Origin of the sequence: Streptomyces sp. NPDC006368 (assembly GCF_040612535.1) — a bacterium.
Taxonomy (GTDB): domain Bacteria; phylum Actinomycetota; class Actinomycetes; order Streptomycetales; family Streptomycetaceae; genus Streptomyces.
Window position 1 is genome coordinate 18,034 of sequence record NZ_JBEXQK010000008.1, and the last position, 24,484, is coordinate 42,517.

Genomic DNA, 24,484 nt, shown 5'->3' on the forward strand with positions numbered 1-24,484 from the left:
GGTGCGGGGGTCGGCTGCGGTCCGGCTGTGCCGGTGGAATTTCCGGGAGCGGCGGATGACGCCGTACCGCCACGCGCAGAAGATCCGGGAACGCTTCGGGGTACCGGCGGTACGGCGACCGGAAGGGGTCGCGGGAGTTCAGGACGTTCCCCTAGCGGGCGGGCGTGGACGCACGCCGAGGGGCCGGTGGCGCTGTTGGACCACGCGGTGACGTGGCTGCGCCGGCACCGGGTGCTGCTGCCGGGTGTCTCGGTGCCGGCCCGGCAGGTGGCGGGGGCCCGCAGGGCCTGCTCCAGGTGCCGAGGGCAAGCGGGCCTCGGAGCGGGAGCGGCTGCGGACGCCCGCCGACGAAGTCGACGGGCACGGTGGTGGCCCGCTCGATGGAGCGGGTGGGGAGGCTCCGCGTCAGGCCGGGCCGAGGACGCAGAACTCGTTGCCTTCCGGGTCGGCCAGGACCTTCCACGGGAAGTCGCCCTGGCCTACGGTGGCGGGCGTCGCGCCGAGGGATTCGAGCCGGGCCACCTCCGCCACCGCCGCTTGACCGTCGAAGGGGTGGGGCGCCAGGTCGAGATGGAGACGGTGCCGCATGTTCTTCAGGTGGGGCGTGCGGAGGAACTGCAGATACGGGCCGACACCCTTGGCGGAGCGCAGCAGCGCGTGATCGTCGGTCACCTCGTGCGGGGTCCAGTCCATCGCCTCGCCCCAGAACCGGGCCATGGCGCGCGGGTCCGCGCAGTCGACGACCACCGCGGCGATCGGCCCGGTGTCCCGGTGGATCTCCCGAGGCTCCAGGACGCAGAACTCGTTGCCTTCCGGGTCGGCCAGAACAGTCCACGGGAGGTCGCCTCGGCCCGCATCGGCGGGCGTCGCGCCGAGCGCCTTCAGGCGCGCGACCAACTCCGCGTGATGGGCCGCAGAGGTGGTGGCGAGTTCGATGTGTGCGCGGTCCTTCACTGTTTCGGGGTCCGGGACGGCGATGACATCGACGCGGACGGCGGCGGGGTCCGGCCAGGCGGAACCCACGGGCTTGACGCTGGTCGCACCGGGTTCCTCGCTGGAAAGATCCCAGTCGAGCGCCTCCGCCCAGAACCGGCCCAGCGCCGAGTCGTCCCGGGCTTTGACATTCACCTGAAAGAGCTGCAGCGCCATGCCGCCGACCCTATACCCCAGGGATGAACTGACGGTCGGGACCGGCGAGTTGGGACGGGTGGCCGGTAGTCGATCATGACTTCCCACCGGGCCGGGGCGGAGGCCACGGCCGCACGTCGCGTGATCGCCCGACAGCGGGCTCACTCCACCGTGGTACGCCGCCACAGCGACGCCGCGCACCCCGTCCAGGGCACCGACCCGGGCACGGCCACCCGGCGCGGTCACCCGGTGAGCGCCGCCGCTCGGCCCCGCCCCGCCCGGTGAGGGGGCTTCCTCCGGAGCCTGTGCCATGGGGTGGCGCCCTCATGCCGGGCGGTACGCGCGCAGCGGACCGGCCGACACCGAGCGGCCGAACCCGGACTTCCGCATGGGCCGGGCACCGGCCGAGCCGTCCACCCAACCCTCGATGCCCTCGCCGGTGGCCGTAGCCAGTTGTCCCGGCACCGGCCTTACCCGCGGCGTGCACGCGGAGCAGGCGCGGGACGGCGAGTGAGCCTCCGCCCGCGTACCCCGGCATGAACGACCTGGCACCGCATCCACCCGTGGAGGGAGGACAGGGGGTGGAGGAACGTTCACCACGGGTGGCCGTCGCGGCCACGGGGGCCCGGCCGGACCGGCGGGCGACCCGGCGCACGCTGGTAAAATGGGGGCACGCTTCGACACCGCCGGGGCCCGTACCAAGGGGTACGGGCCCCGGCGCGTTCCGGGCGCCAGACCGAGGAAGGTTCCCCATGAACGCGAAGCCGCCGGCCCCCGGGCACTCCCGCGCCGACAAGCCCCAGCGGGCGACAGCACCGCAGGGCGAACCCCCGACGACCCGGACGGTGGACCCGCAGCTGCCGCCGGCCGAGTCCTTCGAGGCACTCGGGCTGCCGACGGAGCTGATGAAGACAATGATCGGCCTGGGGGTGAAGGAACCCTTCCCGATCCAGGCGGCGACCCTGCCCCACGCGCTGGCCGGCCGCGACGTCCTCGGCCGCGCCCGGACCGGCTCCGGCAAGACGCTCGCTTTCGGGCTCGCGCTCCTCGTCCGGACGGCAGGACGGCGAGCGGAGGCGAAGCGGCCGCTCGCCCTGGTCCTGGTGCCGACCCGGGAACTCGCGCAGCAGGTGAGCGACGCGCTGGCGCCGTACGCGCAGGCGCTGAACGTGCGCCTGGCGACGGTGGTCGGCGGGCTGTCGATCAACCGGCAGTCCGCGCTGTTGCGGACCGGCGCCGAGGTGGTCGTCGCGACGCCGGGACGCCTGGCCGACCTGGTCTCGCGCCGGGACTGCCACCTGAACCAGGTGCGGATCACCGTGCTGGACGAGGCGGACCAGATGTGCGACCTGGGGTTCCTGCCCCAAGTCTCGGAAATCCTGGACCAAGTCCGCCCCGACGGGCAGCGGCTGCTGTTCTCCGCCACGCTCGACCGCGATGTCGACCAGTTGGTGCGGAGCCACCTGCACGACCCGGTGCTCGCCTCGGTCGACCGGGCGGCGGGCTCGGTCACCACGATGGAACACCACGTACTGAACATCCACGCCGCCGACAAGTACGCCACCGCGACGGAAATCGCCGCGCGGGACGGCCGGGTGCTGATGTTCCTGGACACCAAGGTCGCGGTGGACCGCTTCACCCGTCACCTGCGGGCCAGCGGCGTACGGGCCGCCGCCCTGCACAGCGGGAAATCGCAGCCGCAGCGCACCCACACGCTCGCCCGGTTCAAGGAAGGTGAGATCACCGTGCTGGTGGCCACCAACGTCGCGGCGCGGGGCATCCACATCGACGCGCTCGACCTGGTCGTCAACGTCGACCCGCCCGCCGACGCCAAGGACTACCTGCACCGTGGCGGGCGCACCGCGCGCGCCGGGGAGTCCGGGAACGTGGTCACCCTCGTCACCCCCAACCAGCGGCGCGAGGTGAACCGGATGATGACCGAGGCCGGGATCCGGCCGACTATCACCCAGGTGCGCTCCGGCGAGGAGAGGCTGACCGCCATCACCGGGGCGCAGCGCCCGCCGGTCGCGGCGAAGACCAGCGGCGGCAACGCCCCCTTCCGCGGCCTCGGCACCCGCCCGGGCCGCCCCGCGAAGGAGTCCCGCAAAGCCGCCGAGACCCGCAGGACCGCGGAAGCCCGCGCGGCTGCCCGGGTGCGCAAGGGCCGCTGAGGCCGGGCGACCCGCCGCGGTGACCCCGGCGGGTCCGCCGCCGGCGGGCGGGGGCGCCCCTTCCACGGCGGTACCGGGAACGCCCGCGGGCCCATGAGCCGGGTCGCCGGTCGGAAGCCGGGCCGTACGCACGGCCGTCGCGGTGGGCGCGGATGATGTCCGCGTACCGGTGGCCGCTGCCCTTGCTGGTGCGCCGCTGCGTGGCGTAGTCGACGTGGACGAGGCCGAAGCGCTTGTCGTAGCCGTACGCCCCCGCGCGGACGCCGCCGTCGCGACGGTGGGCGGGGCGCGCCCGGTCCGGCGGCGGTGGCGATCGGGCCGACCCGAAGACGGCCGCCGCCAGGGGACCTCTCTGCGGGCCGTTGCCGAGACCGAACGCATGAATCCCGGGGCTCGGGGATCGGCGCCGGACAGCCGTGAGCGCGTCCTGTGTCCGGGCGGCGCTCGACCGCGTCCAGGAGACGAAATCAGCGGGTTCACGGATTCCGGACGCTGGTGTGTGCCGAACCTGCGCCTGGCGGTGGCTCCGCGAGGGGAAAGGCGCTCGGGTTCAGCCCGATGAGGGGGGCCCGAGCGCCTGTTCTTCGAAGCCCTGGCGGGCCTAAGCTCGGCGGATGACCTTGGAATGGGAGCAGGTAATCGTTCACTCGGTGGATCCGGTGGCCTTGGGGCAGTGGTGGGCTACGGCTCTTGGCTGGGTCGTGGTCCACGCCTCCGATGAGGAGTTCGAGATCCGCCCGGAGCCGGATCGCCTGCCGGGGTTGGACTTTGTCCGGCTTGATGAGAGCAAGAAGGCCAAGAGCCGACTGCACCTCGACTTCAGGCCTGATGACCAGGACGCCGAGGTGGCTCGTCTGGTGGCTCATGGCGCACGGCGTGTTGATATCGGCCAGGGTGATCAATCGTGGGTTGTTCTGGCAGACCCCGAAGGCAATGAGTTCTGCGTCCTTGGCCGGCGACGTCAGTAAGGGCTCAGGCCTGGGTGGGGCCGATGGTGAAGCATTCGGGGTGGGCGGCGCGGACGTAGTGGAGCGCGGGGTGCCAGGTGACGCCGAACAGGCGCATCAGCCCGACCGGGGCAGCGGTCTCTCGTGCCTCAACGGCAGCCCGCGCGGGCCGCGACCGTTGCCCGGGACGGGGCGGACCGCGGCTCCGTGCTCGCGACGAGCCCCGGCCGCCCGGCGTTCGTCGTGCCCGGGGAAACGGGTTACGACTCCGGCCCGGCCTGCATGAGGTCAGCGGCGGTGTGATCCAGTGCCGCGCAGATCTTGTCCGGCTCCTCCGGCCGAACCGTGACCGGGCTTGCCGTTCCGGGAGCGCTGCGGCCTTGCTCGGCGACGGGGTGAACCCCACCTCCGCGAGGACCGTCCGCGACTGCGTCGGCCGCCGGATGTCGCGCTGTGCGGCGACCATCCGCAGGTTCCACCTCATCGCTCACGCGTCCCTGCTCAACCGGCGGACCGCCCGGCGTGCGGACTGCGGGCCGGCCGGCTCCGGGTTCGCCTGGACGGGCGTCAGGTGGCCGGCCGTGGTGCCGGTCCGGGTATGGCCAAGGACCTTCCGGACGTCCCATGGCGCCATGCCGCTCTCGTCGAGATGGGCGGCCCGCGCGTGCGTAGCGGATGGGGAATCAGGCGGGTCACCGGCCCAGCACGGTAGAGCTCGCCGACCGCCCGAGGCGCCGAGCCGGAGGCAACCCGTCTCGCCTCCCCCGGTGCTCCGATCCGGTGACCGCCGCCCCGGCCGGCCGGGCGGTGGTGTCCGGCGGCGCCTGCACCCGGGGCCGGGCGGACGGGCGGGCCCCGGCGCGGCCCGCCGTGGCGGGGGCAAAGCCCTGCCGGCCGGACACCGCGCGGAGCGTGAAGGCGCGCCCATCTCGCGGGCGCCGGTCGACGCGGCCCGCGAGGAGGCCGGACGACGGCCCGGTCCCGGACGCCGCAGCGCGCGCTCCACCCCGATGTGCCGGACCTCGCGCGCTCACGCGGGCCGGGGTCTTCACCGAACCTGCCATCCAGTCCGTGGGATCCCTCTTACGCCATGAACCTACCGCTGAGTAACATGCGCGCACCAACCGGCACCCACCCGTCCGCCCTCCCCCACGGCGGCAAGGAGCACGTCGATGTCCTACCACCGCCCCTTCCCGGAGCCACCACCCTCCCCGCCCCACTCCCGCGACGCGGCCGCGTACTCCTGGGCCACGCCCCCGCCCCGGCACGAGGACCACCACGAGCCCCGCCGCCCCCATGGCGACCTCGACGCGCTGCGCTCCGGCTACCGCAAGCTGCGCCGTGTCTCCACGCTCGCCGCCCTCGGGTACTTCACCCTCTTCCTCCTCCTGGCGGCCTTCGCGCCCACGCTGATGACCGGCGAGATCACCGGTGGCCTCAACGTCGGCCTGATGCTCGGCCTCTGCCAGCTGCCGGTGGCGCTCGCGGCGATCGCCCTGTACGAACGCATCGCACGCCACCGCGTCGACCCGCTCGCGGCGGCCATCCGGGAGCGCACCGCTCGGGAGGCACGGGAGCCCCGCGACCGCGGGATCGGCGCCGGCCCGCGGGCGGATGGTCCCGGACACCCCGGTGGCCGGGAGCAGTGGCCGTGGCCCGGCGGCCCCGTGGGAGGTGCCCGGTCATGACCGAGTTCGGTTCCGACGCGCAGACCATGTCGCTGGTCGCGTTCATCGCCGTCATCACCGTCACCCTGCTGGTGTGTGTGATGACCGGGCCCGACCACGGTGACCTGGGCGAGTTCTACACCGGCTACCGCTCGCTGTCGCCCATGCAGAGCGGCCTCGCCCTCGCCGGTGACTACATCTCGGCCGGCACGGTGCTGGGCACCATCGGCATCATCGCGCTGCTCGGCTTCGACGGCGTCACGCTCACCCTGAGCACCGTGCTGTCGCTGGTCCTCATGATGTTCCTGCTCGCCGAACCCCTGCGCAACGCCGGCCGGTTCACGATGGGCGACGTCCTCACCCGCCGTGCCCCCGGCCCGGTGGTGCGCATCACCGCGGCCGTGGTCACCCTGGCCGCGCTGCTGCCGCTGGTGATCTTCCAGCTGGCGGGCGCGGGTGACCTGCTCGCCGTCGTGCTCGGTTTCCACGCCGACGGCTTCAAGACCGGGGCCATCGTGTTTCTCGGCCTGCTGATGATCGCCTACGCGGCGATCGGCGGCATGAAGGGCACCGCCTTCATCCAGATCGTCAAGACCGTCGTCCTGCTGGGCGCCGCCACCGCCATCGCGGTGCTCGTCCTCGACCGCTTCGACTTCAGCCTGCCGGTCCTGCTGGACGCCGCCAAGGAGGGGAGCGGGGCGGGGGAGGCGTATCTCGCCTCAGGCATGCAGTTCGGGGGTGACGACATCGACATGATCTCCACGCAGCTGACGATCGTGCTGGGCGCGGCCGTGCTGCCGCAGATCACGATGCGCGTGTTCAGCTCGCGCAGTGCGACAGCCGTGCGGCGCTCGATGTCCTGGGCCGTCTCGACGGTCGTCGTCACCTGCCTGTTGCTCGCGGTCATCGGCTTCGGAGCGGCGGCGATCGTCGGCCACAAGGGCCTCGTCGCCGGGGACCCACAGGGACAGACAGCCTTTCTGATGGTCAGTCAGGCAGTGATGGGTGCTGAGCCGGACCCCTTCGAGACCCTGCTGTTCACGGCGGTGGCCACGGCGATCTTCCTCACCCTCCTCGCCTCGGTCGCGGGGATCACCCTCGCCTGCGCCAACACGCTGGCGCACGACCTCATCGCGCACGGGCTGCGGCGCAAGGCCACCCTGCGACAGTCCACGGAGATGGCCCTCGCCCGGACCGCCGCGGCGGGCATCGGGCTCGTCGCCATCGCGATCGCGGCCGGCGCCCGGCACCTGAACCTTCAGGCACTGCTGACCCTGTCCTTCTGCGTCGGCTCCTCCGCGATCGCCCCGGCGCTCGTGTTCAGCCTCTTCTGGCGCCGCTACACCCGCACGGGCCTGCTCGCCACCCTCATCGTGGGCACCCTCGCCGCCCTGATCCTGATGAGCGGCAGCAACCTCATGTCCGGCTCACCGCAGTCGGTCTTCCCCGACCACGACGTCAACTGGTTCCCGTTCACGACGAGCGGCATCGTCTCCATCCCGCTCGGTTTCCTGGCCGGCTGGCTCGCCACGGTCCTCCATGACCGGAAGGCGGGCGACGAGCGCCGGCGTTACGAGGAGGTGGAACCCACCATCCTGGCCGGCACTCCGGTCAGGGCGGGCGACAACGCCCCCTGATTACTGTCCGGCCGGGGATGACCGCCTTCCCCGGCCGGCTCGGTCGTGCTCGCGCCGCCCCGGGTGTGCCCGGCCGGGCAGCGGGTACGCGCGCCCCATGCAGCCGGTGGCCCAAGACGTTCGCACGGAGGTTCGTGAGGTGATGGACGACGTGTGGGAGGAGGCGGCCCTCGGCGTGGAGGAGGCGCGGCAAGGCATCCTGACGCTGGCGGCCGGCGGCGCGTGCGGCCTTCTCGCCGTGGTGTCGGCGCACACGGCGCTGCTGCGCGCCTTGGAGCGCGTCTGCGACCCCCGGCGGGCCGCCGGCGCACTCACGCTCGCCTACGCCTCCGGGGCCTCGGTCCTCGTCCACTACGGCTCCAAGAGGCTGCGCGTGGCGCGCGCCGCGTCCCGTGAGGCGCTGCACTCCTCGCTGGACGTGGTGCGACACGTGGCGGACGAACTGAAGGACGCCTGACGCCTGACGTGCGACGCCTGCCGCCTCGCGCGTCAGGCGTCCGCGTGCCCGCGACGGGCATGGCTAGGCCGCCTCGTCCAGCACTGCCAGGAGGGCCCGTGCCTCGGCGTGGGCGCGGGCCACGTCGACGTCCTCGCAGATCACCTCCAGGCCGAGGGAGCTCGTCCCCGGCCTGCCGGGGACGAAGAGGCACGACCGGGACACGCAGGAGGCGCGCGGCTCGTCCTCCGGTTCACGGCCGACCCGCAGGATGGCGAAGCGATCCTCCTCGCAGAGCTGGAACTCCCGCTCGCAGCGCCGGGGTTCGCGGCAGTTCGAGCACCGCCGGGCGACCTCCCGCAGGTGCGCGAGGTCGTCGAAGGCCGGTAGCACGCTGAAGACGGGCAGCCCCGCGAGCAGCGGCCGGCGCCGCCCGTCCTCCGCCGACTCGTAGGCGACGGAGAGGACCGGTGCGCCCTTCTCTCCGGGCTCGTGTGCCACGTGTACGTGAAAACCCGCTCGACGCGCATGCGCGGAAAGCCGGTGCGCGCTTCCCCACGTCGCCGCGCGGCCAGGCCCCCGGTTCCCCGACCCCGGCGGTACCTGGCCGAACCAGTGCACCCCTACACGCAAGTGCCGTGCGTAACAAGCGGCATTGAGGGCGTGACCGGGGCGCGTGGTGGTGCGCGAGGTATCGACACGGTCACAAGTTGGAAGATCAGACCCCAACCATTAGGACTGCCTAACCTAAGTTGTATCGTGGCGCCGTCAGGTCGACTCGGGGAAGGAATGTGGTGTCCATGGGCGACGTCCGCCTGGTGGCGAAGGACCTCGACGTCGGGCATGGCGGCCGTCCGGTGCTGAAGCAGGTGGACCTGTCGCTTCGAGCCGGCGCGATCACCGTCCTCGTCGGTCCCAACGGCTGCGGCAAGTCGACCCTCCTGCGCACGGTGGCCGGTCTTCTGCCACCGATCGGCGGTGACGTGCGCATCGACGGCGTACCGCTCGGTTCACTCGCCCGCCGCACCCTGTCCCAACGGCTGGCGTTCCTTCCGCAGACGTCACAGGCGCCGGCCGGGGTGACGGTGCGAGAGCTCGTACGGCACGGCCGGTACGCCCATCGCGGTGCCCTCGCCCGGCACACGAGCGAGGACACGGAGGCGATCGACTGGGCGCTCGACGTCACGGACGCGGCGCCCCTCGTCGACCGCAGGCTCGACGAGCTGTCGGGCGGTGAACGCCAACGGGCCTGGCTGGCCATGGTGCTGGCCCAGCGCGCCGGGGTCCTCCTGCTGGACGAGCCCACCACGTACCTCGACATGCGCCACCAGTTCGAGGTGCTCGACGTCGTGCGGCGGCTGGCCCGTGAGCACGGCATCGCCTGCGGCGTCGTGCTGCACGACCTGATGCAGGCGGCGGCCTACGCGGACGATGTCGTGGTCGTCGCCGACGGTGGCATCGCCGCCGCGGGAGCGGCCCAGGACGTGCTCACCCCGGACGTGATCGAGCGCGCCTTCGGCCTGCGCGTCAGCGTCGTCCGTGATCCGTCGACCGGTTACCTGGCCTGCTTCCCCCAGCGCTCCGAGCCCTCGGCCGAGCCTTTCCCCACCTCCTGAACGCCCGTCTCCCCCAGGACGGTTCCGCCCGCACCACCCCTACACAAGGAGAGATCCGACCATGCAGAGAATGCTGCGCGCCCTCGCGACGGGCGGTACCGCTGTGGCACTCGTCCTCACCGCCGTCGGCTGCGGGTCCGGGACCGTGGGGGAGACCACGGACAACAAGACGGGTGGGGACAAGGCCGCCGAGGGTTCGATCACCGTCGACACCGCGCAGGGCAAGGTCACCCTCGACAAGCCCGCCACGAAGGTGGTGACGCTGGAGTGGACGTACGCCGAGGAACTGGTCGCCCTCGGGGTCACCCCGGCGGGCAACGCCGACAACAAGGGCTACGGCACCTGGATCACCGCCAAGGGCGCGGGCCTGCCGGACAAGGTGACCGACGTGGGTGACCGCAACGAGCCGAGCCTGGAGAAGATCAGGGCTCTGCAGCCGGACCTCATCGTCATCGACAACGACCGGTCGAAGGCCAACCTCAAGCAGCTCCAGGCCATCGCGCCCGTGCTGTCGTTCACGTACACCACCAAGCCGCAGCTCGAGACGATGAAGAAGAACTTCGGCGAGCTGGCGAAGGCGGTCGGCAAGGAGGACAAGGCCGCCGAGGTCACCCAGCAGATCGACACCAAGGCCGCCGACCTCAAGGGACGGCTGGACAAGGCGGGCAAGGGCGGCCTGAAGTACGCGCTCGCGCAGGGCTTCACCGCCAACGGCACCGCCTCCATCCGCATGCTCACCGACGACGCGATCGCGCCCCAGGTGCTGAACCTCGCCGGGCTGAAGAACGGCTGGAAGGGCCAGGCCGACGCCTGGGGCATGACCACGGTCGGCGTCGAGGGACTGACCAAGGTCGAGAAGGACGCGACCTTCCTGTACGTCGCCGCCGACAACGACAACCCGTTCACCGGTGACTTCGCGGACAACGCGGTGTGGAAGGGCCTTGACTTCGTCAAGAACGACAAGGCCCTGCCGCTCGACCCGGGCACCTGGCTGTTCGGCGGTCCACTGTCGGCGATGCACATCCTCGACGAGACCGGCAAGGCTCTGAAGGTCTGATGGCCCCGGAAGGACTGACGACGGCCGCACCCGCCGCCCGTCTGCTCGGCCGCCGCCCACGAGCCGTGCTCGTGGGTGCGCCCTGTCCCTCGTCCTGTGCCTGGTCGCCGTGGTCCACCTCGGGCTCGGGGCGTCCGGCGTGGGCATCGGCGACATGGTGGACCTGCTCCTCGGCCACGGCGATCCGCGCACCGGGGACGTCCTGGTCGGCAGCCGCCTGCCGCGCACCCTGACCGGACTCGTCGTCGGCGTCGCGCTCGGTGTGTCCGGCGTGCTCGTCCAGGGCGCGACCCGCAACCCCCTGGCGGCCCCCGACACGCTCGGCGTGAACGCCGGGGCGTACTTCGCCGTGGTGCTCGTGGCCTTCACCGGGATCAGCCTCGGCCCGATCCCCGCCGGTGGAGCGGCGTTCCTCGGCGGGCTCGTGGCCGTCACCGTGGTGTATCTGCTCAGCAGCGGCGGTGTGATGACACCCGGGCGGGTGCTGCTCGCGGGTGCGAGCGTCGCCCTGGCCTGCACCGCGGGTGCCGAGTTCCTCCAGATGCTCGACGTGCAGGCGACCCGGGGGCTGTTCTTCTGGGGCAACGGCACCCTGATGCAGTCCGGTCTGGAACGGCCGCTCGTCCTCGGCGCGGTCGTCGCCGTCGGCGCGCTGATCGCGCCGTTCCTGGCGCGCCCGCTGGACCTCCTGGCGCTCGGCGACGAGACCGCCGAGGCCATGGGCGTACGCGTCGAACGCGTCCGCCCCGCCGCCTTCCTCGTCGCGGTGCTGCTGTCCGCCGCGGCCGTCGCGCTCGCCGGACCGATCGGCTTCGTCGGCCTGATCGCCCCGGTCATCGTGCGGCAGCTGGGCATCCGTACGCACGCGCTGCTCATCCCGACGGCGGCGCTGCTGGCCTCCGCGCTCGTGCTCGGCGCGGACGCGGCGGCCCAGCTCATCGTGGCGCCGTCCGCCACACAGCCCGCGGAGATCCCGGTCGGTGTGGTCACCGCGCTGATCGGCGGACCGGTCTTCATGGCGCTGGCCCGGCGGGTCAGCACCGGCGACGCCGACACGGGCGCGGCGGTCGTCGTCTCCGACCGGCGCCGCGCTCCCGCCTACGCCGTGGCGCTCGGCGGCGGGCTGACCGCCCTGGCCGTCGCGATGGTCCTCTCGCTGCGCGTCGGGGACGTGGAGATCACCTGGAGCCAGTTGGGTGCCGCGCTGTTCGGCTCCGCGGAGCAGATCACCGAGGCGGTGGTGGACTACCGGCTGCCGCGCATCCTGGTGGCCGCCCTGGCCGGTGCCTGCCTGGCGGTGGCCGGGGCCGCCGTGCAGGCGGTCGTACGCAACCCACTGGCGGAACCGGGGCTCGTCGGCGTCACCGGCGGGGCGTCCCTGGGCGCGATCGCGGTCATCGTCGTCGTCCCGTCGGCGCCGCTGGTGGCGCTGCCGGCCGCGGCGGGAATCGGCGGTCTGCTGATGCTCGCCCTTGTGGTCCTCGTCGCGCGAGGAAGCCGCAAGGGGGGCCGGACCGGACTGGATCCGACCCGGGTGGTCCTGGTCGGCCTCGGTGCCGCCGCCACCTCGATGGCGCTGGTCAACATCATGGTGGTCAGCGTGCAGATGAACGTCTCCTCCGCGCTGGGCTGGCTCGCCGGCAGCACCTACGCCCGTGACTTCACCGCGCTGGCCTGGCTGGCCCTGCCCGCGCTGGTCGGGGTGGTGCTCGTACTGGCCGCGCGGCCGGTGAACCTGCTCTCCCTCGGCGACGAACTGCCGCGCGCCCTCGGGCTGGAGCTGGGCCGCGCCCGGCTGCTCGTCCTCGGCGCGGGCGCCGTGCTGGCGGCGGGTACGGCGGCGGCGGTCGGCGCGGTCGGCTTCGTCGGGCTGGTCGCCCCGCACCTGGCCCGGCGCGTCGTCGGCAACAGCATCGCGCGCATGGTGCCGATGGCCGCGGTGCTGGGAGCGGTCCTGGTGGTGTCGTCGGACGCCCTGGGCCGCTGGCTGCTCGCCCCGACCGAGATCCCCGTGGGCATCGTCACCGCCCTGGTCGGGGCCCCGTACCTGGTGTGGCTGCTGCGCCGGACCCGGGAGCTGTGAGCCGGGGCACGGCGGTTCAGGAGGGCTGGGCGATACGGGACCGGGGGCGCTTCGTGGTCCCGCCGACGGCCTGCGCCCCGGGGCCGAGCGCGCGTGCGGCCACCACGCCGAGCAGGCAGACGAGCGCGGAGGCCAGGCACACGGCGGTGAACGCGCCGGAGAACGCGGACCGGGCGAGCGGCAGCAGCACGGGGTCGACGAGCTCGAACCGCCCGGTCCCGACAGCCTCCCGCAGCGATGTGACGCCGCCCTCGCCGCCCGCCCCACCCACCCCGGCACCCAGGCCGGCCGCCCCCGCGCCCGCCTCCGCCTCCGCGCCCAGGCCGGCTCCCAGGCGGGCGGAGAACAGGGCCCCGAAGACGGCCACTCCCGTCGCCGTGCCGAGCGGATAGCAGGCGTTGGTCAGCCCGGAGGCCATCCCCGCCCGGTCCGTGGGCACCGCGCTCACGGCCACGCCCATCAGGGGAGGGAAGATGACGGCGCCGCCGACGCCGAGCAGGACCAGCCCGGCGACCGTCGCGGTCCGGCCGGCGCCCGTTCCGCCCGAGTCCACGGCGCCGGCGGCGGCCAGGCCGAGCAGCCCGAGTCCCTGTGCCGCGAAGCCGGCGGAGACGAGGGCGCCGGCGGAGAACGTCTTCTGCAGCCGGGCGACGAACAGGCCGGCCACCAGCAGGCTGCCCGTCAACGGCAGGAGGCTGAGTCCGACTTCGAGCGGGGAGTACGCGTGGGTGCTCTGCAGCCACAGCGTGAGGAAGGCGAGGACCCCGAGGCTGGACAGCCGGGCGAGGAAGCCCAGTACCGCGGCGCCGGAGAACATCCGGATCCGCAGCAGCGTCATGTCGATCAGCCCGTCGCCGCGGCGCTGACTGACCACGAGGGCCACGGCCAGGACGCCCCCGACGGCGGCCGAGAGCAGCACCTCCGGTGCCGTCCACCCCACCTCCGCGCCCGTGACGAGGGGATAGTGGAGCGCCAGGAGCGCCCCGACGCCGAGCACGGCGCCCAGCGGGTCCAGTCGGCGCCCCAAGGCGCGCGGGGGCGCCGATTCGGGCATGCGGGCGAGCGCGCCGGCCACGACCAGGACGCCGATGGGCACATTGACCAGGAAGATCCAACGCCAGCCGAGTCCCTGGACGAACGCACCACCGACGACGGGCCCGAGCGCGCCGGCGGCGGAGGCGATCGCCGCGAACGCGGCGATCGCGGCCTGACGGCGGGCGCCTTCGTACGCGGCGGCGAGCAGCGCGAGAGTGGGCGCGAACACCATGGCGCCGCCCAGTCCCTGGGCGGCCCGCGCGGCGATGAGCGTGCCGATGTCCGGTGCGAGGCCGCACGCCGCCGAAGCCAGGGTGAACAGCCCCATCCCGGCGGTGAAGACGGTCCGGCGCCCTATGCGGTCGGAGAGCGCCCCTGCCGTGAGCAGCAGTGCGCCGAAGGCCAGCGAGTACGCGGACACGGTCCACTGGACGGGTCCGAGCCCGGTCTGAAGATCCCGGGCGATGCCGGAGAGCGCGACGTTCACGACGGTCACGTCCAGCGTCATCATCACGCCGCCCGCACTGACCAGGGCGAACGTCCATCGGGGCGTACGGCGGTTGTACCGCACCACTGATCACCGCTCTCCACGACATGTCGGAGCGTCAACTACGGCCCTCTGGCCGAAAGTTGACCTTGCCCTTTAAGGTAAGCCTAACCTAATCTCAACCCCGTTTGGACGTCCAGGCGTTCGAGCGCAATGATCCGGACAGACATCGGAGCTGCCTGATGCCCATCCCCGCCGACCACCCCGTGCCCGCCCTGCCCGATGTGGCCCCCGAGGCCTGGCGGGAGGCCAACCGGAGACTTCTCGCCAAAGCGATAGGGGAGTGGTGTTTCGAGGACATGCTCAAGGCGGTCGAGACCGGTGACGGCGTGTACCGCGTCGACCTCGACAGCGGGACCACCTACGCGTTCACCGCCACTCCCGGAGCGTTCGGCTGGCTGCGGGTCGACCCCGGGTCGATCACCCGTACCGCCACGAGCATGCTCGGCAACACCATCGCACAACCGGCCTGGGACGCCCAGCAGTTCCTGATGGAGGCGGCCTCGACGATCGACAGCGACCCGTCGACCGTCGCCACCTACTTCACCGAACTCTCCGCCACCCTGGCCGTCGACGCCGCCCGCATCACACACGGCGGCGAGACCGTGGCCGAGCTGCGCGCACTGGGCCACACGGAGCTGGAGTGCCGCATGACCGGGCACAACCTCCTCGTCGCCAACAAGGGCCGGATCGGCTTCTCCGCCACCGACGTACGCCGGTACGCGCCCGAGTCGGCGCAATCGCTGACACTCCAGTGGATCGCCGTCCACCGCGGCCTGGCCGAGTTCCGCGGCACCTCCGAGCTGTCCGAAAACGACATCCTGGCCCGGGAGTTGGACCCGGACACCCGGGCCCGGTTCACCTCCGTCCTGGAGGAGGCCGGCGTCGACCCCCAGGGCTACGTGTGGATGCCGGTGCACCCCTGGCAGTGGGACCACGCCGTCCAGATCCTGCACGCCGCCGACGTGGCACAGCGCCGCATCATCCCGCTGGGACAGAGCGCGGACGCCTACCTGCCGGGCCAGTCCATCCGTACGATGGCCAACGTCACCACCCCCGAGCGGTACGACGTCAAACTGCCGCTGAAAATCCTCAACACCCTTGTCTGGCGCGGCATACCACCCCACTGCACCATGGGCGCGCCCGTCGTCACCCAGTGGCTGCACGGCCTCGTGGAGCGGGACGCCTTCCTCACCGACGAGTGCCGGACCGTGTTCCTCGGCGAGGTGGCCTCGGTGACCGTGCGCCACCCCTACCTGTCCAAGCTGGACGACGCGCCCTACCAGCACCTGGAGACCCTGGGCTGCATCTGGCGCGAGTCGGTCTCGGCGCGCAAGGACCCCGGCGAGCGGGTCCGTACCTTCGCCTCCCTGCTGCACGTCGACAACGCCGGGGACGCGTTCGTCGCCGAACTCGTCCGCGCCTCAGGACTTGACCCGCAGGAGTGGCTGCGCCGCCTCTTCGACACGCTGCTCGTGCCGATCCTGCACGTGCTGTACCGGTACGGGGTCACCTTCAACCCGCACGGCCAGAACACCCTGATCGGGTACGACGAGCACGACGTACCCACCCGGCTGTACCTGAAGGACTTCGTGGACGACGTGTGCGTGTCGTTCACCGACGTACCCGAGCGCGGCCCGGAGCCGGACGGGCACGACCACGTGCTGCCCCGCAAGCACCCCTCCATCATCAAACAGCACGTCATGGACCAGGTCTTCGTCGGGCACTTCCGCTACCTCGCGCCGCTGTGCGCCGACCGGCTCGGCGTACCGGAGAAGGTGTTCTGGCGGCTGGTGCGGCAGACGATCCTGGACTTCCAGAAGCGGTTCCCCGAGCTGTCCGAGCGGTTCGCCGCATACGACCTGCTCACCCCCGAGATCCCCCGGTACGGCCTGAACCGCGACCGGATCGTGGTCACCCGGTACACCGACCGCGCCCTGCGCCACGCGCTGTACCCGAACGGCACGCACCCCAACCCGCTGGCCGAGGACCGAGGAGACAGGGCGTGACACCGTTGACCGAGACCCGGCCCCTGCCGGCCCCCTTCCCGCCGTCCGCGCTCGCCGGATCCCACGACGGGCTCGCCGAGGTCCTCGCCACGCTCACCGAGGCGATCGACACCGCGACGACCGTCCGCCGCCCCGACGGCCCGATACCGGCCGGCACCCCGGCCGACGTGCTCGCCGCCGCGGCGGCGGCCCTCGGACCGACCGAGCTCCCCGCCGAGGGCCTCGGCACCAAGGGCGCCCTCCAGCTGCTGGCGACCGTGCTGATCGAGCACGGCATCGACCTGTCCCACCCCCGGGCCGCCGCCCACCTCCAGCCGCCGTCACTGGCGGTCGCGGTCGCCGCCGACGCCCTGGCGAGCGCGGGCAACGCCTCGCTGGACACCTACGACTCCGGCCCCTCCGCCATCGCCGTCGAACGCTGGCTCATCGGCGTACTGACCTCGCTGGCCGGACTCGGGGAGCGCGCCGACGGCGTGCTCACCCCCGGTGGGTCCCTGTCCAACCTGATGGGGCTGCTGCTCGCCCGGGACGCCGCCGCCCACCGGCGCGGTGTCGACGCCCGCGCCCACGGAGTGGGCGCCCTGCCGGGCCCGGTGGTGTTCTGCTCCGAACTCGCCCACTTCTCCACCCACCGGGCCTGCGCCGCACTCGGACTCGGCGAAGCCGCCGTGCACCCGGTGCCGGTCGACGAACACCGCCGCATGCGGCCGGACGCCCTGGCCGCCGCCCTGGACGCGCTCGGCCCGGACCGGACCCCGGTCGCGGTGGTCGCCACCGCCGGCACCACCGACTTCGGCTCCATCGATCCACTCCCGCAGATCGCCGAGATCGCCGCCGGACACGGCGTCTGGATGCACGTCGACGCCGCCTACGGCTTCGGCGCGCTCTTCTCGCGACGGCTCGCCACCCGCCTGGCGGGCCTGGAGCTCGCCGACTCCCTCACCCTCGACCTGCACAAGATCGGCTGGCAGCCCGCCGCCACCAGCGTGCTGCTCGTCTCCGACCCCACCGCGTTCACCTCCCTCGACCGCGAGGTCGCCTACCTCAACCCGGTCGACGACTCCGAGGCCGGTTACGACGGCCTGCTCGGCCGCAGCCTGCAGACCACCCGCCGCCCCGACGCGGTGAAGGCCGCCGCCACGCTGCTGGCGTACGGCCGCACCGGAATCGGACGCATGGTCGACGCCTGCCACGACCTGGCCCGCCACGCCGAACGGCGCATCCTCGCCGAACCGGAACTGGAGCTCGTCGCCCCGGCCGAGCTGACCACGGTGGTGTTCCGCTACCGCGGCCGGGACGAGTCCCTCGCCGACGACCTCAACGGCGCACTGCGCCGACGGCTGCTGGAGTCCGGCACCGCCCTCATCGGACGCACCGAGGCCGTGACCGGCGGCCCCGGCTCCCGCAAGCGCGTGTGCCTGAAGTTCACCCTGCTCAACCCCACCGCCACCACCGACGACATCGACGGGCTCGTGGACTCGGTCCTCGACGCCGGCCGCACCTGTGAACGACTCATCGAGGAGGGCGCCGCATGAGCATCACCACCACGGCGGCAACCACCCGGGCCGCCCAGGGGGACCCCCTGCACGAGCTGGACGCCCGTGGCGCCGCCGAACACGCCCACATCGAGGCCCTGCTGCGGTGCTGGCTGCGCGAGACCGGCACACCCGTCGCCCCCGGCCCGCTCCGGGTCGAACTGCCGACCGCCGGACTGGCCCTCGTCACCGAGGTCACGCACTGCTCGCCCACCGGCTGGCACCGGTTCGCCCCCGCCCGCCTGGAGGGCCCCGGAGGCCCCCTCGGCCCGGTCGCCGACCCCGTGACGGCGGTCGCGCTGCTGTCGACCGAGGCGGCGGTACGCGGCGGCGGCCGACCCGGCGGAGTCCCGGCCGGAGAGGTCGCCGACCTCGTCGAGCGCACCGCCGAATCCGTACGCCGGGTCGCCGCGTTCATCTCCGACCGGCGTGCGCACCCGCAGCCGCCGCCCGGCGTGGACGGCTTCCTCGACGCGGAACAGGCCCTGCTCCTCGGACACCTCAACCACCCCGCGCCCAAGAGCCGCGACGGCATCTCGGACAACGACGCCGCCGCCTTCTCGCCCGAACTGCGCGGCTCCTTCCGGCTGCACTGGTTCGCCGCCGACGAGTCCGTCGTCTCCCACGACGCGGTGGCCGGAGCCCCCTCCCTGCAGGGCCGCGACACCATCGCCCTCCTCGCCGACCTGGCCGAACGGCGCCTGGACGACGGGCGGGTACTGGTGCCCGCCCATCCCTGGCAGGCCCGGGACCTGCTGCACCGCCCCCGCGTCAAGGCCCTGATCGCCTCCGGCGCGCTGAAGCCGCTGGGCGAGCTCGGCCCCGAGTGGTGGCCGACGTCCAGCGTGCGCACGGTGTACCGGCCGGACGCCGACGTGATGCTGAAACTCTCCCTCGGTCTGCGGCTGACCAACTCCCGCCGTGAGTCCACCCGTACGGAGCTGCGCCGCGGCCTGGAGATCAACCGGCTCCTCGACGCCGGGTACGCCGACTCCACGCTCCTCTCCCATCCCGGGTTCGCCATCACCCGCGACCCCGCCTGGCTCGCCGTTGACGAACCCGGGCGCCCGGAAGGGCCGGACGTGACCGGCCTCGACGTCGCCGTGCGCGAAGTCCCCGACGGCATCGACGGCCTGCGCTGCCTGGTGGGCCTGGTGGCACCCCGCCCCGGCCTCGGCCGCAGCGCGCTCGGTGACCTGGTCGCCTCGCTCGGCTCCGGCGCGGCCGAGCAGTGGACCGCCGACTACACCGACAAGGTGCTGGTGCCCATGCTGCACCTGTACGCCGCCACCGGCATCGGCCTGGAGGCCCACCAGCAGAACACCCTCGTCCGCCTGGACGCCCGGGGCCGGGTCACCGGCTCCACCTTCCGCGACAACCAGGGCTACTACCTGGCGACCTCGTACCTGCCCGGTCTGCTGAAGCGGCTCGGCGCCGACTCCTCCACCCTCGCCGTCGTCGACGACGCGCTCGTCGACGACCGCCTCTCCTACTACCTGCTGCGCAACCAGGCCCTGTCGGTCATCGGCTGCCTCGCGGTCGACGGCCTGGCGGACGAGCGCGACCTGCTCGCCGTACTCGCCGGCCGACTGCGGACCGCACTGCCGGCGCTCGCCGAGGCCGGGCCGGACGGCGACCGGCTGGCGCGCCGCTGGCTGGAGGCCGACACCCTTCCGTGCAAGGGCAACCTGCTCACCCGGCTGCACGGCATCGACGAGGTCCTCGCCCCGCTCGACGCCCAGTCCGTCTACCTGGACGCCCCCAACCCGCTCAAGGAGGCAGCGGCATGACGTCGGCACCCCGGTCGGTGGACCACGACCCGGCCGCCACCGTTCCCGGCCCACCGCTCCCGCTCCTCGCCGCCCCCTGGTCGGCGCGGGTCGCGCGGGCGGAGGGCGCCGACCTCGACCTGGTCCACGGCTGGATGCGGTCCCCCCACATCGACGCCTTCTGGCACCAGGCATGGCCGCGCGAGCGCTGGTACGAGGAGATCGCCGGGCATCTCGCGGGCGACGCGATCCTGCCCGTCCTGATCGACCTGGACGGCCGGCCGCTGGCGTACATCGAGGTGTACCGGGTGGTACGGGACCGGCTCGCCGGACAGTACGCCGAGCTGCCCCACGATCTGGGTGTCCACATCGCCATCGGCGAGGCGGGCCGCACCGGCAAGGGCCTGGGCCGGTCCCTGCTGCGCGCCCTCGCCGAGGGTCTGCTGGCCGCGGACCCGGCGTGCACCCGGGTGGTCGCCGAGCCGGACGTCACCAACGGCCCCTCACTGAAGGCGTTCGCCGCCGCCGGGTTCCGCCACGTCGGCGAGGTGACCTTCCCCGACAAGACCGCCGCCCTGATGGTCCACCCGCGCCACGAGGAGGACATGCCCCGATGACCGGCACCGTCAGTGAACACAACGTCAGCGAACACGATGTGGTGGCCATCGGCTGCGGCCCCTTCAACCTGGGCCTGGCCGCCCTCGCCTCGACCGTGGACGACCTCGACCTGGTGGTCCTGGAACAACAGCCCGAGCTGACCTGGCACCGCGGCATGATGTTCGGCGACGCATCGATGCAGGTGAACTTCCTCGCCGACCTCGTCACCCTCGTCGCACCCAGCCACCCCCTGTCGTTCCTCGCCTATCTGCACGACATGGACCGGCTCTACACGTTCACCGTCCGGGAGAACTTCTTCCCGTCGCGCCGCGAGTACGAGGACTACCTGCGGTGGGCGGCGGCGAAACTGCCCTCGGTGCGCTTCTCGCACCGGGCCGAGGAGATCCACTGGGACGCCGCGGCGGAACGGTTCACCGTGCACGCCGTACGCGGCGACGGAACCCGGCTGCGCCTGCACGCCCGCGACCTGGTCGTGGGCATCGGTACCGCGCCGCACGTCCCGGAGGCCCTGGCCGGGCTGCCGCCCGAGAGGCTGCTGCACACCTCCGACTACCTGTACCGGACCTCCGACGTGGCCGCCGCCGGCAAGGTCACGGTCATCGGCTCCGGCCAGTCGGGCGCGGAGGTCACGGTGGACCTGCTCGGCCGCAACATCGAGGGCGGCCCGGCGGTGAGCTGGCTGACCCGCACCCGGTCGTTCGCGCCGCTCGACTACACCAAACTGGTCCTGGAGATGACCACCCCGGCGTACATGCAGTACTTCCACACCCTGCCGGAGGACGTACGCGACCGGCTCGTCGGGGAGCAGTGGCAGTTCTACAAGGGCGTCTCCACCGACACCCTGGAGGAGATCCACGAACTGCTCTACCGACGCCAGCTGGAGCACGGCCTCGCCGACGTGGAACTGCGCTTCGGCATCACCGTCGAGTCGGCCGGCGTCGACGCGGCGGGGCGGACCGTCCTGACCTGCCGGCACCGGGACACGGGTCAGGGCTTCGAGCACACCACCGACCTCGTGGTGGCGGCGACGGGCTACCGCAACAGAACACCCGCGTTCATGCGCCCCATCGACGGCCTTCCGGTGCGCGACGCGCGTGGCCGTCCCCGGGTGCGGCTCGACCACTCACTGGAGCTCACCGAAGGCGTCGGCGGACGCGTCTTCGTGGCCAACGCGGAGATCCACAGCCACGGCGTCTCGTCACCGAACCTCGACATCGGCGCCGTACGCAACGCCACGATCCTCAACGCGATCACCGGCCGCGAGACCTACCGGCTGCCGAAGCGATCCGCGTTCACCAGCTTCGACGCGCCGGGCCGGACTTCGTAGCACAGCCGCCCGCCCGGCGGAGGGACCGCCGGGCGGGCGTCCGCCGCGACCCCCCCTAGGCCGAGAAGTACGCGGTGAGTGACGCGAGGATCGCCAGCGCGGGCTGAGCGATGTCGGCGCTCGCGGCCAGCAGCTCCCGGAGACGTTCGACGCGGGTCCTGACGGCGGGGAGGTCCGGCTCGGGGGCCGCGCCGATGCGGGCCACCTCGTGGATGGCCGCCGCCGCCGCTTCCCGGTCGGGGGCGGCCACGTCCCTGCTGGACAGGACGAGTTGAAGGAGGCGGGCGAGGTCATCGGCGCCGGGCGCCGCGGCGTACGTGTTCTGGAAGTCGCGGATGACGGTGTCCTGGGGGCGGTTGATGAACGTGGTGTTCTCGCCCTGGAAATAGAAGTTCTCCGACACTTCTGCTCCTGTGGTCCCTGAGACGACGACGTGGCTGTTGTGGACGGTGAGGCCCGGCGGTGAGGGGACGAGCGGCCGCAGCGCGGCCTTGATCGCCGCTTCGGCCGCGCGTACGGCGGCGAAGGCGGCGGCGTCGGCCGCGCGACCGGGGGCAAGGAGGTTGCGGATGGCGTCCGGAGCCGGGGCGTACTGCCGGGTTTCCTCCTCTGCGGCGAAGGCGCCGTAGTAGTCGGAGGTGGGCCCGTACCGCTCGAGCCATCGGCGCGCCCTGTCGGCCTGGGGGGACCGGACGGAGGCGGCGACCGGGCCCAGGCCCCTGTCGATGGCCCCGAAGAGGGAGCGGAGGTAGGCCGTCGAGGTGTGCTCGATGGGAAAGACGATCTTCTCGCCTTCGTGGAGCGGACCCTCGGGGGAGTGGAAGAACACGAGGCAGGGGAGTAGTTCGGGGCCGAGACCGAGCAGCGAGGCGATCTCGTAGGCGCCCTGGGGGTCGTACGGGGTCCACCGGAGCCAGTGCATGGCGGACATGACCCGGTACAGCTCGGGCTCCAGGTGGCGGCGCCAGTACTGCTTGGCCGTGGCCCAGGTGGCGCGCCGCTCCACGACGAAGACCCGGGTGGCGGGCCCGGACAGGACGTTCAGGTCGTCGAAGTGGGTGCGGACATAGGTCGCGAGCTCCACGTCGGCGTCGGTGTACAGGAGGACACCCCACAGGCGCGGGCCGCCCGCGGGGGCCGTCGCGTTCTCGGCCACCTGGAGCCACCGGAGCAGCTCGGCCGGGTTCGGCGGGCCGGCCATCAGGTAACTGCCGGCGTCCGTGTGCTTGATGGAGAGAACCAGCAGGTCGCCGTCGGTCAGGTCGGTCCGCGCCAGCGTGAGGTGCTCGGACAACCGCTCGTCCGTGGCGGGGTCGGAGAGCCAGATGTCCGTGATGCGGTCCTGGAACAACCCGTGGACCTCGGGGCGGGACGCCTCGGACGTGGGGACCTGCTCGGGCCCGGCGGCGCCGCTGCGGCGGGCCTCGGCCAGGCAGTGGGCCTTGAGCTCGCCGACGGTCATGACGGCCGCGTCCGTGTCGGGGACGGAGATCTCGAAGGCCTTCTCGCTCGATCGCCGGTGGAGGTCGAGCCACCGCCCGGTACCGGCGGCGGCGTCGAAGTCCGCCGCACCGATCAGCTTGTCCAGGGCCCAGGAGACACGTGCCCCGTACGGACCGTGGTCGACCTCGGACCAGTCACCCTCACGCACATCGACGTACAAGCGCATGCCACCCGCCCACCCCTCGGCTTCGACTCCTGGTGCGAGTATGGGTGACGTCACCGGCGCGCGGCGCCGGTTCGCGGGGGAACGAGATGCGCCGACGGAAGGAGGACAACCGTCGGACCGACCGGTCGCCCGGCTGATCCTGGTGGCCTGTCGCGGCGACGGTGGCCCCGGGACCGATCATCGTGAGGCCCCCGGCCCCGCCCACCCGAGCGTGTTTCCCACGGCCGTGGTCGGCGCGGCACGGCGCCCCATCGCCGGCGCCCGCCCGCTCACGAACAGCACGCTGGGCCCGAAACGACGATCAGCCGGAAGGACCTGGCGCGAAGGCCGGTAGCCGGTGGGTGGACACCATGAAACCCATGCGGCACGGGGACCGTTCACGCCCGTCAGCCCTTTCCGGCGTGCGGACACCACGGCCCTCCGCGCCGAGGCATCCGCCGGTGCCGTAGGGGGCGCCCGGCGCCCGTTCGGGATCCGACGGTGACGCCCGCGACCCAACGGCCGCCCGGAATGCGGCCTCAGGACGCCTCTTCGCCCGCCCGCCACTCCGGCGCGAGCACCGACCAGACCTCCTCGTCGTGCCGCCTCCCCCGGAACGGGTGGCTCTCCCGCAGGACGCCGTCCCTCGTCATCCCGAGCCGCCGCGCCACCGCGATGCTGGGCCCGTTGTCCGAGGACACCACCCACTCCACCCGGTGGATCCCGCGCTCCTCGATCGCCCAGTCGACGATCGCCCGTGCGGCCCGGGTCACCAGGCCCCTGCCCACCGCCGACGGCTCCAGCCAGCAGCCCGCCTCGGCGACGCCCTGGCCGACGTCCATCGTCCGGAGGATGACCGCGCCGACCAGCCTGCCGTCCGCCCAAATGCCGTGGATCCGGCCGGTGTCGGCGGCGGCCCTCTCCGCGTACGCCCGGAGGAACGCCCTGCTCGACTCCAGGTCCGTGACGACGTCGGGCAGCCCGTTGTGCTGTCCGATGAACTCCCGTCCCCGGTCCATGTGCGCAAGGAACTCCCCGGCCTGCCACGGCTCGAGGGGGCGCAGCTCCGCGCCGTCGTCACCGAGGGATTTCGCGTACATCGTCACCTTCCAGGGCCGGCGTCAGCGCTCACCTGAACGGATCTTCGCACGGGCGGCGTCCCGGGACCGGGCTCCGCCCGTGCCGGTGGACCGACCGTCGCGGGGTGTGGCACCCGGGGGACCGGACACCACACCCCTTTCAGGGCCGCTGGGC

Annotated in this window: 18 protein-coding genes and 1 pseudogene; 13 read left to right on the top strand and 6 right to left on the bottom strand. The window is 72.8% G+C overall.

The features are described from left to right. Positions 1–405 precede the first annotated feature (405 nt). Positions 406–1,149, bottom strand: a complete 744-nt coding sequence (locus ABZZ38_RS09100; RefSeq protein ID WP_356737330.1) for a VOC family protein — start codon at positions 1,147–1,149, stop codon at positions 406–408. Between the two features lie 731 nt (positions 1,150–1,880). On the opposite strand from ABZZ38_RS09100, the gene ABZZ38_RS09105 reads away from it, so the two are divergent. Further along, positions 1,881–3,299 carry a DEAD/DEAH box helicase gene (locus ABZZ38_RS09105; protein WP_356737331.1) on the top strand — a complete coding sequence of 473 codons (1,419 nt, stop codon included), beginning with the start codon at positions 1,881–1,883 and terminating at the stop codon, positions 3,297–3,299. A 133-nt stretch (positions 3,300–3,432) separates the two neighbouring features. On the opposite strand, the pseudogene ABZZ38_RS09110 reads toward ABZZ38_RS09105, so the two are convergent. Beyond that, positions 3,433–3,549: pseudogene (locus tag ABZZ38_RS09110) on the bottom strand (family 1 glycosylhydrolase); the annotation flags it as partial. A 364-nt stretch (positions 3,550–3,913) separates the two neighbouring features. Here ABZZ38_RS09110 and ABZZ38_RS09115 point away from each other — a divergent pair. The 4 genes from ABZZ38_RS09115 to ABZZ38_RS09130 all read left to right on the top strand — a co-directional run bounded on the left by ABZZ38_RS09115 (position 3,914) and on the right by ABZZ38_RS09130 (position 8,007). Beyond that, positions 3,914–4,267, top strand: a complete 354-nt coding sequence (locus tag ABZZ38_RS09115) for a VOC family protein (protein WP_356737332.1) — start codon at positions 3,914–3,916, stop codon at positions 4,265–4,267. Positions 4,268–5,418: 1,151 nt separating this feature from the next. Next, positions 5,419–5,934, top strand: a complete 516-nt coding sequence (locus tag ABZZ38_RS09120) for a DUF485 domain-containing protein (protein ID WP_356737334.1) — start codon at positions 5,419–5,421, stop codon at positions 5,932–5,934. Then, positions 5,931–7,550, top strand: coding sequence for a cation acetate symporter (locus ABZZ38_RS09125; protein ID WP_356737336.1), 1,620 nt, complete (start codon positions 5,931–5,933; stop codon positions 7,548–7,550). Before ABZZ38_RS09120 ends, ABZZ38_RS09125 begins: the two co-directional genes overlap by 4 nt. A gap of 142 nt (positions 7,551–7,692) precedes the next feature. After that, positions 7,693–8,007 carry a hypothetical protein gene (locus ABZZ38_RS09130; protein ID WP_356737337.1) on the top strand — a complete coding sequence of 105 codons (315 nt, stop codon included), beginning with the start codon at positions 7,693–7,695 and terminating at the stop codon, positions 8,005–8,007. 63 nt (positions 8,008–8,070) lie between these two features. Here ABZZ38_RS09130 and ABZZ38_RS09135 read toward each other — a convergent pair whose 3' ends face one another. After that, the gene (locus ABZZ38_RS09135) at positions 8,071–8,487 is read right to left on the bottom strand and encodes a hypothetical protein (protein WP_356737339.1); all 417 of its coding nucleotides are present in this window, start codon (positions 8,485–8,487) and stop codon (positions 8,071–8,073) included. A gap of 299 nt (positions 8,488–8,786) precedes the next feature. Here ABZZ38_RS09135 and ABZZ38_RS09140 point away from each other — a divergent pair, with 299 nt between their 5' ends. The 3 genes from ABZZ38_RS09140 to ABZZ38_RS09150 all read left to right on the top strand — a co-directional run bounded on the left by ABZZ38_RS09140 (position 8,787) and on the right by ABZZ38_RS09150 (position 12,742). After that, on the top strand, positions 8,787–9,602 hold the full coding sequence (locus tag ABZZ38_RS09140; RefSeq protein ID WP_356737341.1) for an ABC transporter ATP-binding protein: 816 nt from the start codon (positions 8,787–8,789) through the stop codon (positions 9,600–9,602). A gap of 61 nt (positions 9,603–9,663) precedes the next feature. Beyond that, positions 9,664–10,659: an iron-siderophore ABC transporter substrate-binding protein gene (locus ABZZ38_RS09145; protein WP_356737343.1), complete on the top strand. Its 996-nt coding sequence runs from the start codon at positions 9,664–9,666 to the stop codon at positions 10,657–10,659. 100 nt (positions 10,660–10,759) lie between these two features. After that, on the top strand, positions 10,760–12,742 hold the full coding sequence (locus tag ABZZ38_RS09150; RefSeq protein ID WP_356737583.1) for an iron ABC transporter permease: 1,983 nt from the start codon (positions 10,760–10,762) through the stop codon (positions 12,740–12,742). A 16-nt stretch (positions 12,743–12,758) separates the two neighbouring features. Here the strand turns inward: ABZZ38_RS09150 and ABZZ38_RS09155 are convergent, their stop codons facing one another. Next, positions 12,759–14,351: an MFS transporter gene (locus ABZZ38_RS09155; RefSeq protein WP_356737345.1), complete on the bottom strand. Its 1,593-nt coding sequence runs from the start codon at positions 14,349–14,351 to the stop codon at positions 12,759–12,761. A gap of 155 nt (positions 14,352–14,506) precedes the next feature. Here ABZZ38_RS09155 and ABZZ38_RS09160 point away from each other — a divergent pair, with 155 nt between their 5' ends. The 5 genes from ABZZ38_RS09160 to ABZZ38_RS09180 are packed head-to-tail and all read left to right on the top strand — an operon-like array spanning position 14,507 to position 21,582. Continuing rightward, a complete protein-coding gene (locus ABZZ38_RS09160) occupies positions 14,507–16,333 on the top strand; it encodes an IucA/IucC family siderophore biosynthesis protein (protein ID WP_356737347.1) in 1,827 nt (608 codons plus the stop codon). Beyond that, positions 16,330–17,868, top strand: a complete 1,539-nt coding sequence (locus ABZZ38_RS09165; RefSeq protein WP_356737349.1) for an aminotransferase class V-fold PLP-dependent enzyme — start codon at positions 16,330–16,332, stop codon at positions 17,866–17,868. The genes ABZZ38_RS09160 and ABZZ38_RS09165 overlap by 4 nt, the downstream gene beginning before the upstream one ends. Further along, positions 17,865–19,658, top strand: coding sequence for an IucA/IucC family protein (locus tag ABZZ38_RS09170; RefSeq protein ID WP_356737351.1), 1,794 nt, complete (start codon positions 17,865–17,867; stop codon positions 19,656–19,658). Before ABZZ38_RS09165 ends, ABZZ38_RS09170 begins: the two co-directional genes overlap by 4 nt. Beyond that, positions 19,655–20,254, top strand: coding sequence for a GNAT family N-acetyltransferase (locus tag ABZZ38_RS09175; protein WP_356737353.1), 600 nt, complete (start codon positions 19,655–19,657; stop codon positions 20,252–20,254). The genes ABZZ38_RS09170 and ABZZ38_RS09175 overlap by 4 nt, the downstream gene beginning before the upstream one ends. Continuing rightward, positions 20,251–21,582 carry a SidA/IucD/PvdA family monooxygenase gene (locus tag ABZZ38_RS09180; RefSeq protein ID WP_356737355.1) on the top strand — a complete coding sequence of 444 codons (1,332 nt, stop codon included), beginning with the start codon at positions 20,251–20,253 and terminating at the stop codon, positions 21,580–21,582. The genes ABZZ38_RS09175 and ABZZ38_RS09180 overlap by 4 nt, the downstream gene beginning before the upstream one ends. Before the next feature lie 55 nt (positions 21,583–21,637). Here ABZZ38_RS09180 and ABZZ38_RS09185 read toward each other — a convergent pair whose 3' ends face one another. Continuing rightward, positions 21,638–23,251, bottom strand: a complete 1,614-nt coding sequence (locus ABZZ38_RS09185; protein ID WP_356737357.1) for a hypothetical protein — start codon at positions 23,249–23,251, stop codon at positions 21,638–21,640. A gap of 518 nt (positions 23,252–23,769) precedes the next feature. Further along, complete coding sequence (locus ABZZ38_RS09190) at positions 23,770–24,330, bottom strand: GNAT family protein (RefSeq protein WP_356737359.1); 561 nt, start codon at positions 24,328–24,330, stop codon at positions 23,770–23,772. Positions 24,331–24,484: the final 154 nt, after the last annotated feature.

Bases quoted from the DNA above. Each gene is read 5' to 3' on its own strand.
- ABZZ38_RS09100 (WP_356737330.1), bottom strand. From the start codon at position 1,149: ATGGCGCTGCAGCTCTTTCAGGTGAATGTCAAAGCCCGGGACGACTCG.
- ABZZ38_RS09105 (WP_356737331.1), top strand. From the start codon at position 1,881: ATGAACGCGAAGCCGCCGGCCCCCGGGCACTCCCGCGCCGACAAGCCC.
- ABZZ38_RS09115 (WP_356737332.1), top strand. From the start codon at position 3,914: ATGACCTTGGAATGGGAGCAGGTAATCGTTCACTCGGTGGATCCGGTG.
- ABZZ38_RS09120 (WP_356737334.1), top strand. From the start codon at position 5,419: ATGTCCTACCACCGCCCCTTCCCGGAGCCACCACCCTCCCCGCCCCAC.
- ABZZ38_RS09125 (WP_356737336.1), top strand. From the start codon at position 5,931: ATGACCGAGTTCGGTTCCGACGCGCAGACCATGTCGCTGGTCGCGTTC.
- ABZZ38_RS09130 (WP_356737337.1), top strand. From the start codon at position 7,693: ATGGACGACGTGTGGGAGGAGGCGGCCCTCGGCGTGGAGGAGGCGCGG.
- ABZZ38_RS09140 (WP_356737341.1), top strand. From the start codon at position 8,787: ATGGGCGACGTCCGCCTGGTGGCGAAGGACCTCGACGTCGGGCATGGC.
- ABZZ38_RS09145 (WP_356737343.1), top strand. From the start codon at position 9,664: ATGCAGAGAATGCTGCGCGCCCTCGCGACGGGCGGTACCGCTGTGGCA.
- ABZZ38_RS09160 (WP_356737347.1), top strand. From the start codon at position 14,507: ATGCCCATCCCCGCCGACCACCCCGTGCCCGCCCTGCCCGATGTGGCC.
- ABZZ38_RS09170 (WP_356737351.1), top strand. From the start codon at position 17,865: ATGAGCATCACCACCACGGCGGCAACCACCCGGGCCGCCCAGGGGGAC.
- ABZZ38_RS09175 (WP_356737353.1), top strand. From the start codon at position 19,655: ATGACGTCGGCACCCCGGTCGGTGGACCACGACCCGGCCGCCACCGTT.
- ABZZ38_RS09180 (WP_356737355.1), top strand. From the start codon at position 20,251: ATGACCGGCACCGTCAGTGAACACAACGTCAGCGAACACGATGTGGTG.
- ABZZ38_RS09185 (WP_356737357.1), bottom strand. From the start codon at position 23,251: ATGCGCTTGTACGTCGATGTGCGTGAGGGTGACTGGTCCGAGGTCGAC.
- ABZZ38_RS09190 (WP_356737359.1), bottom strand. From the start codon at position 24,330: ATGTACGCGAAATCCCTCGGTGACGACGGCGCGGAGCTGCGCCCCCTC.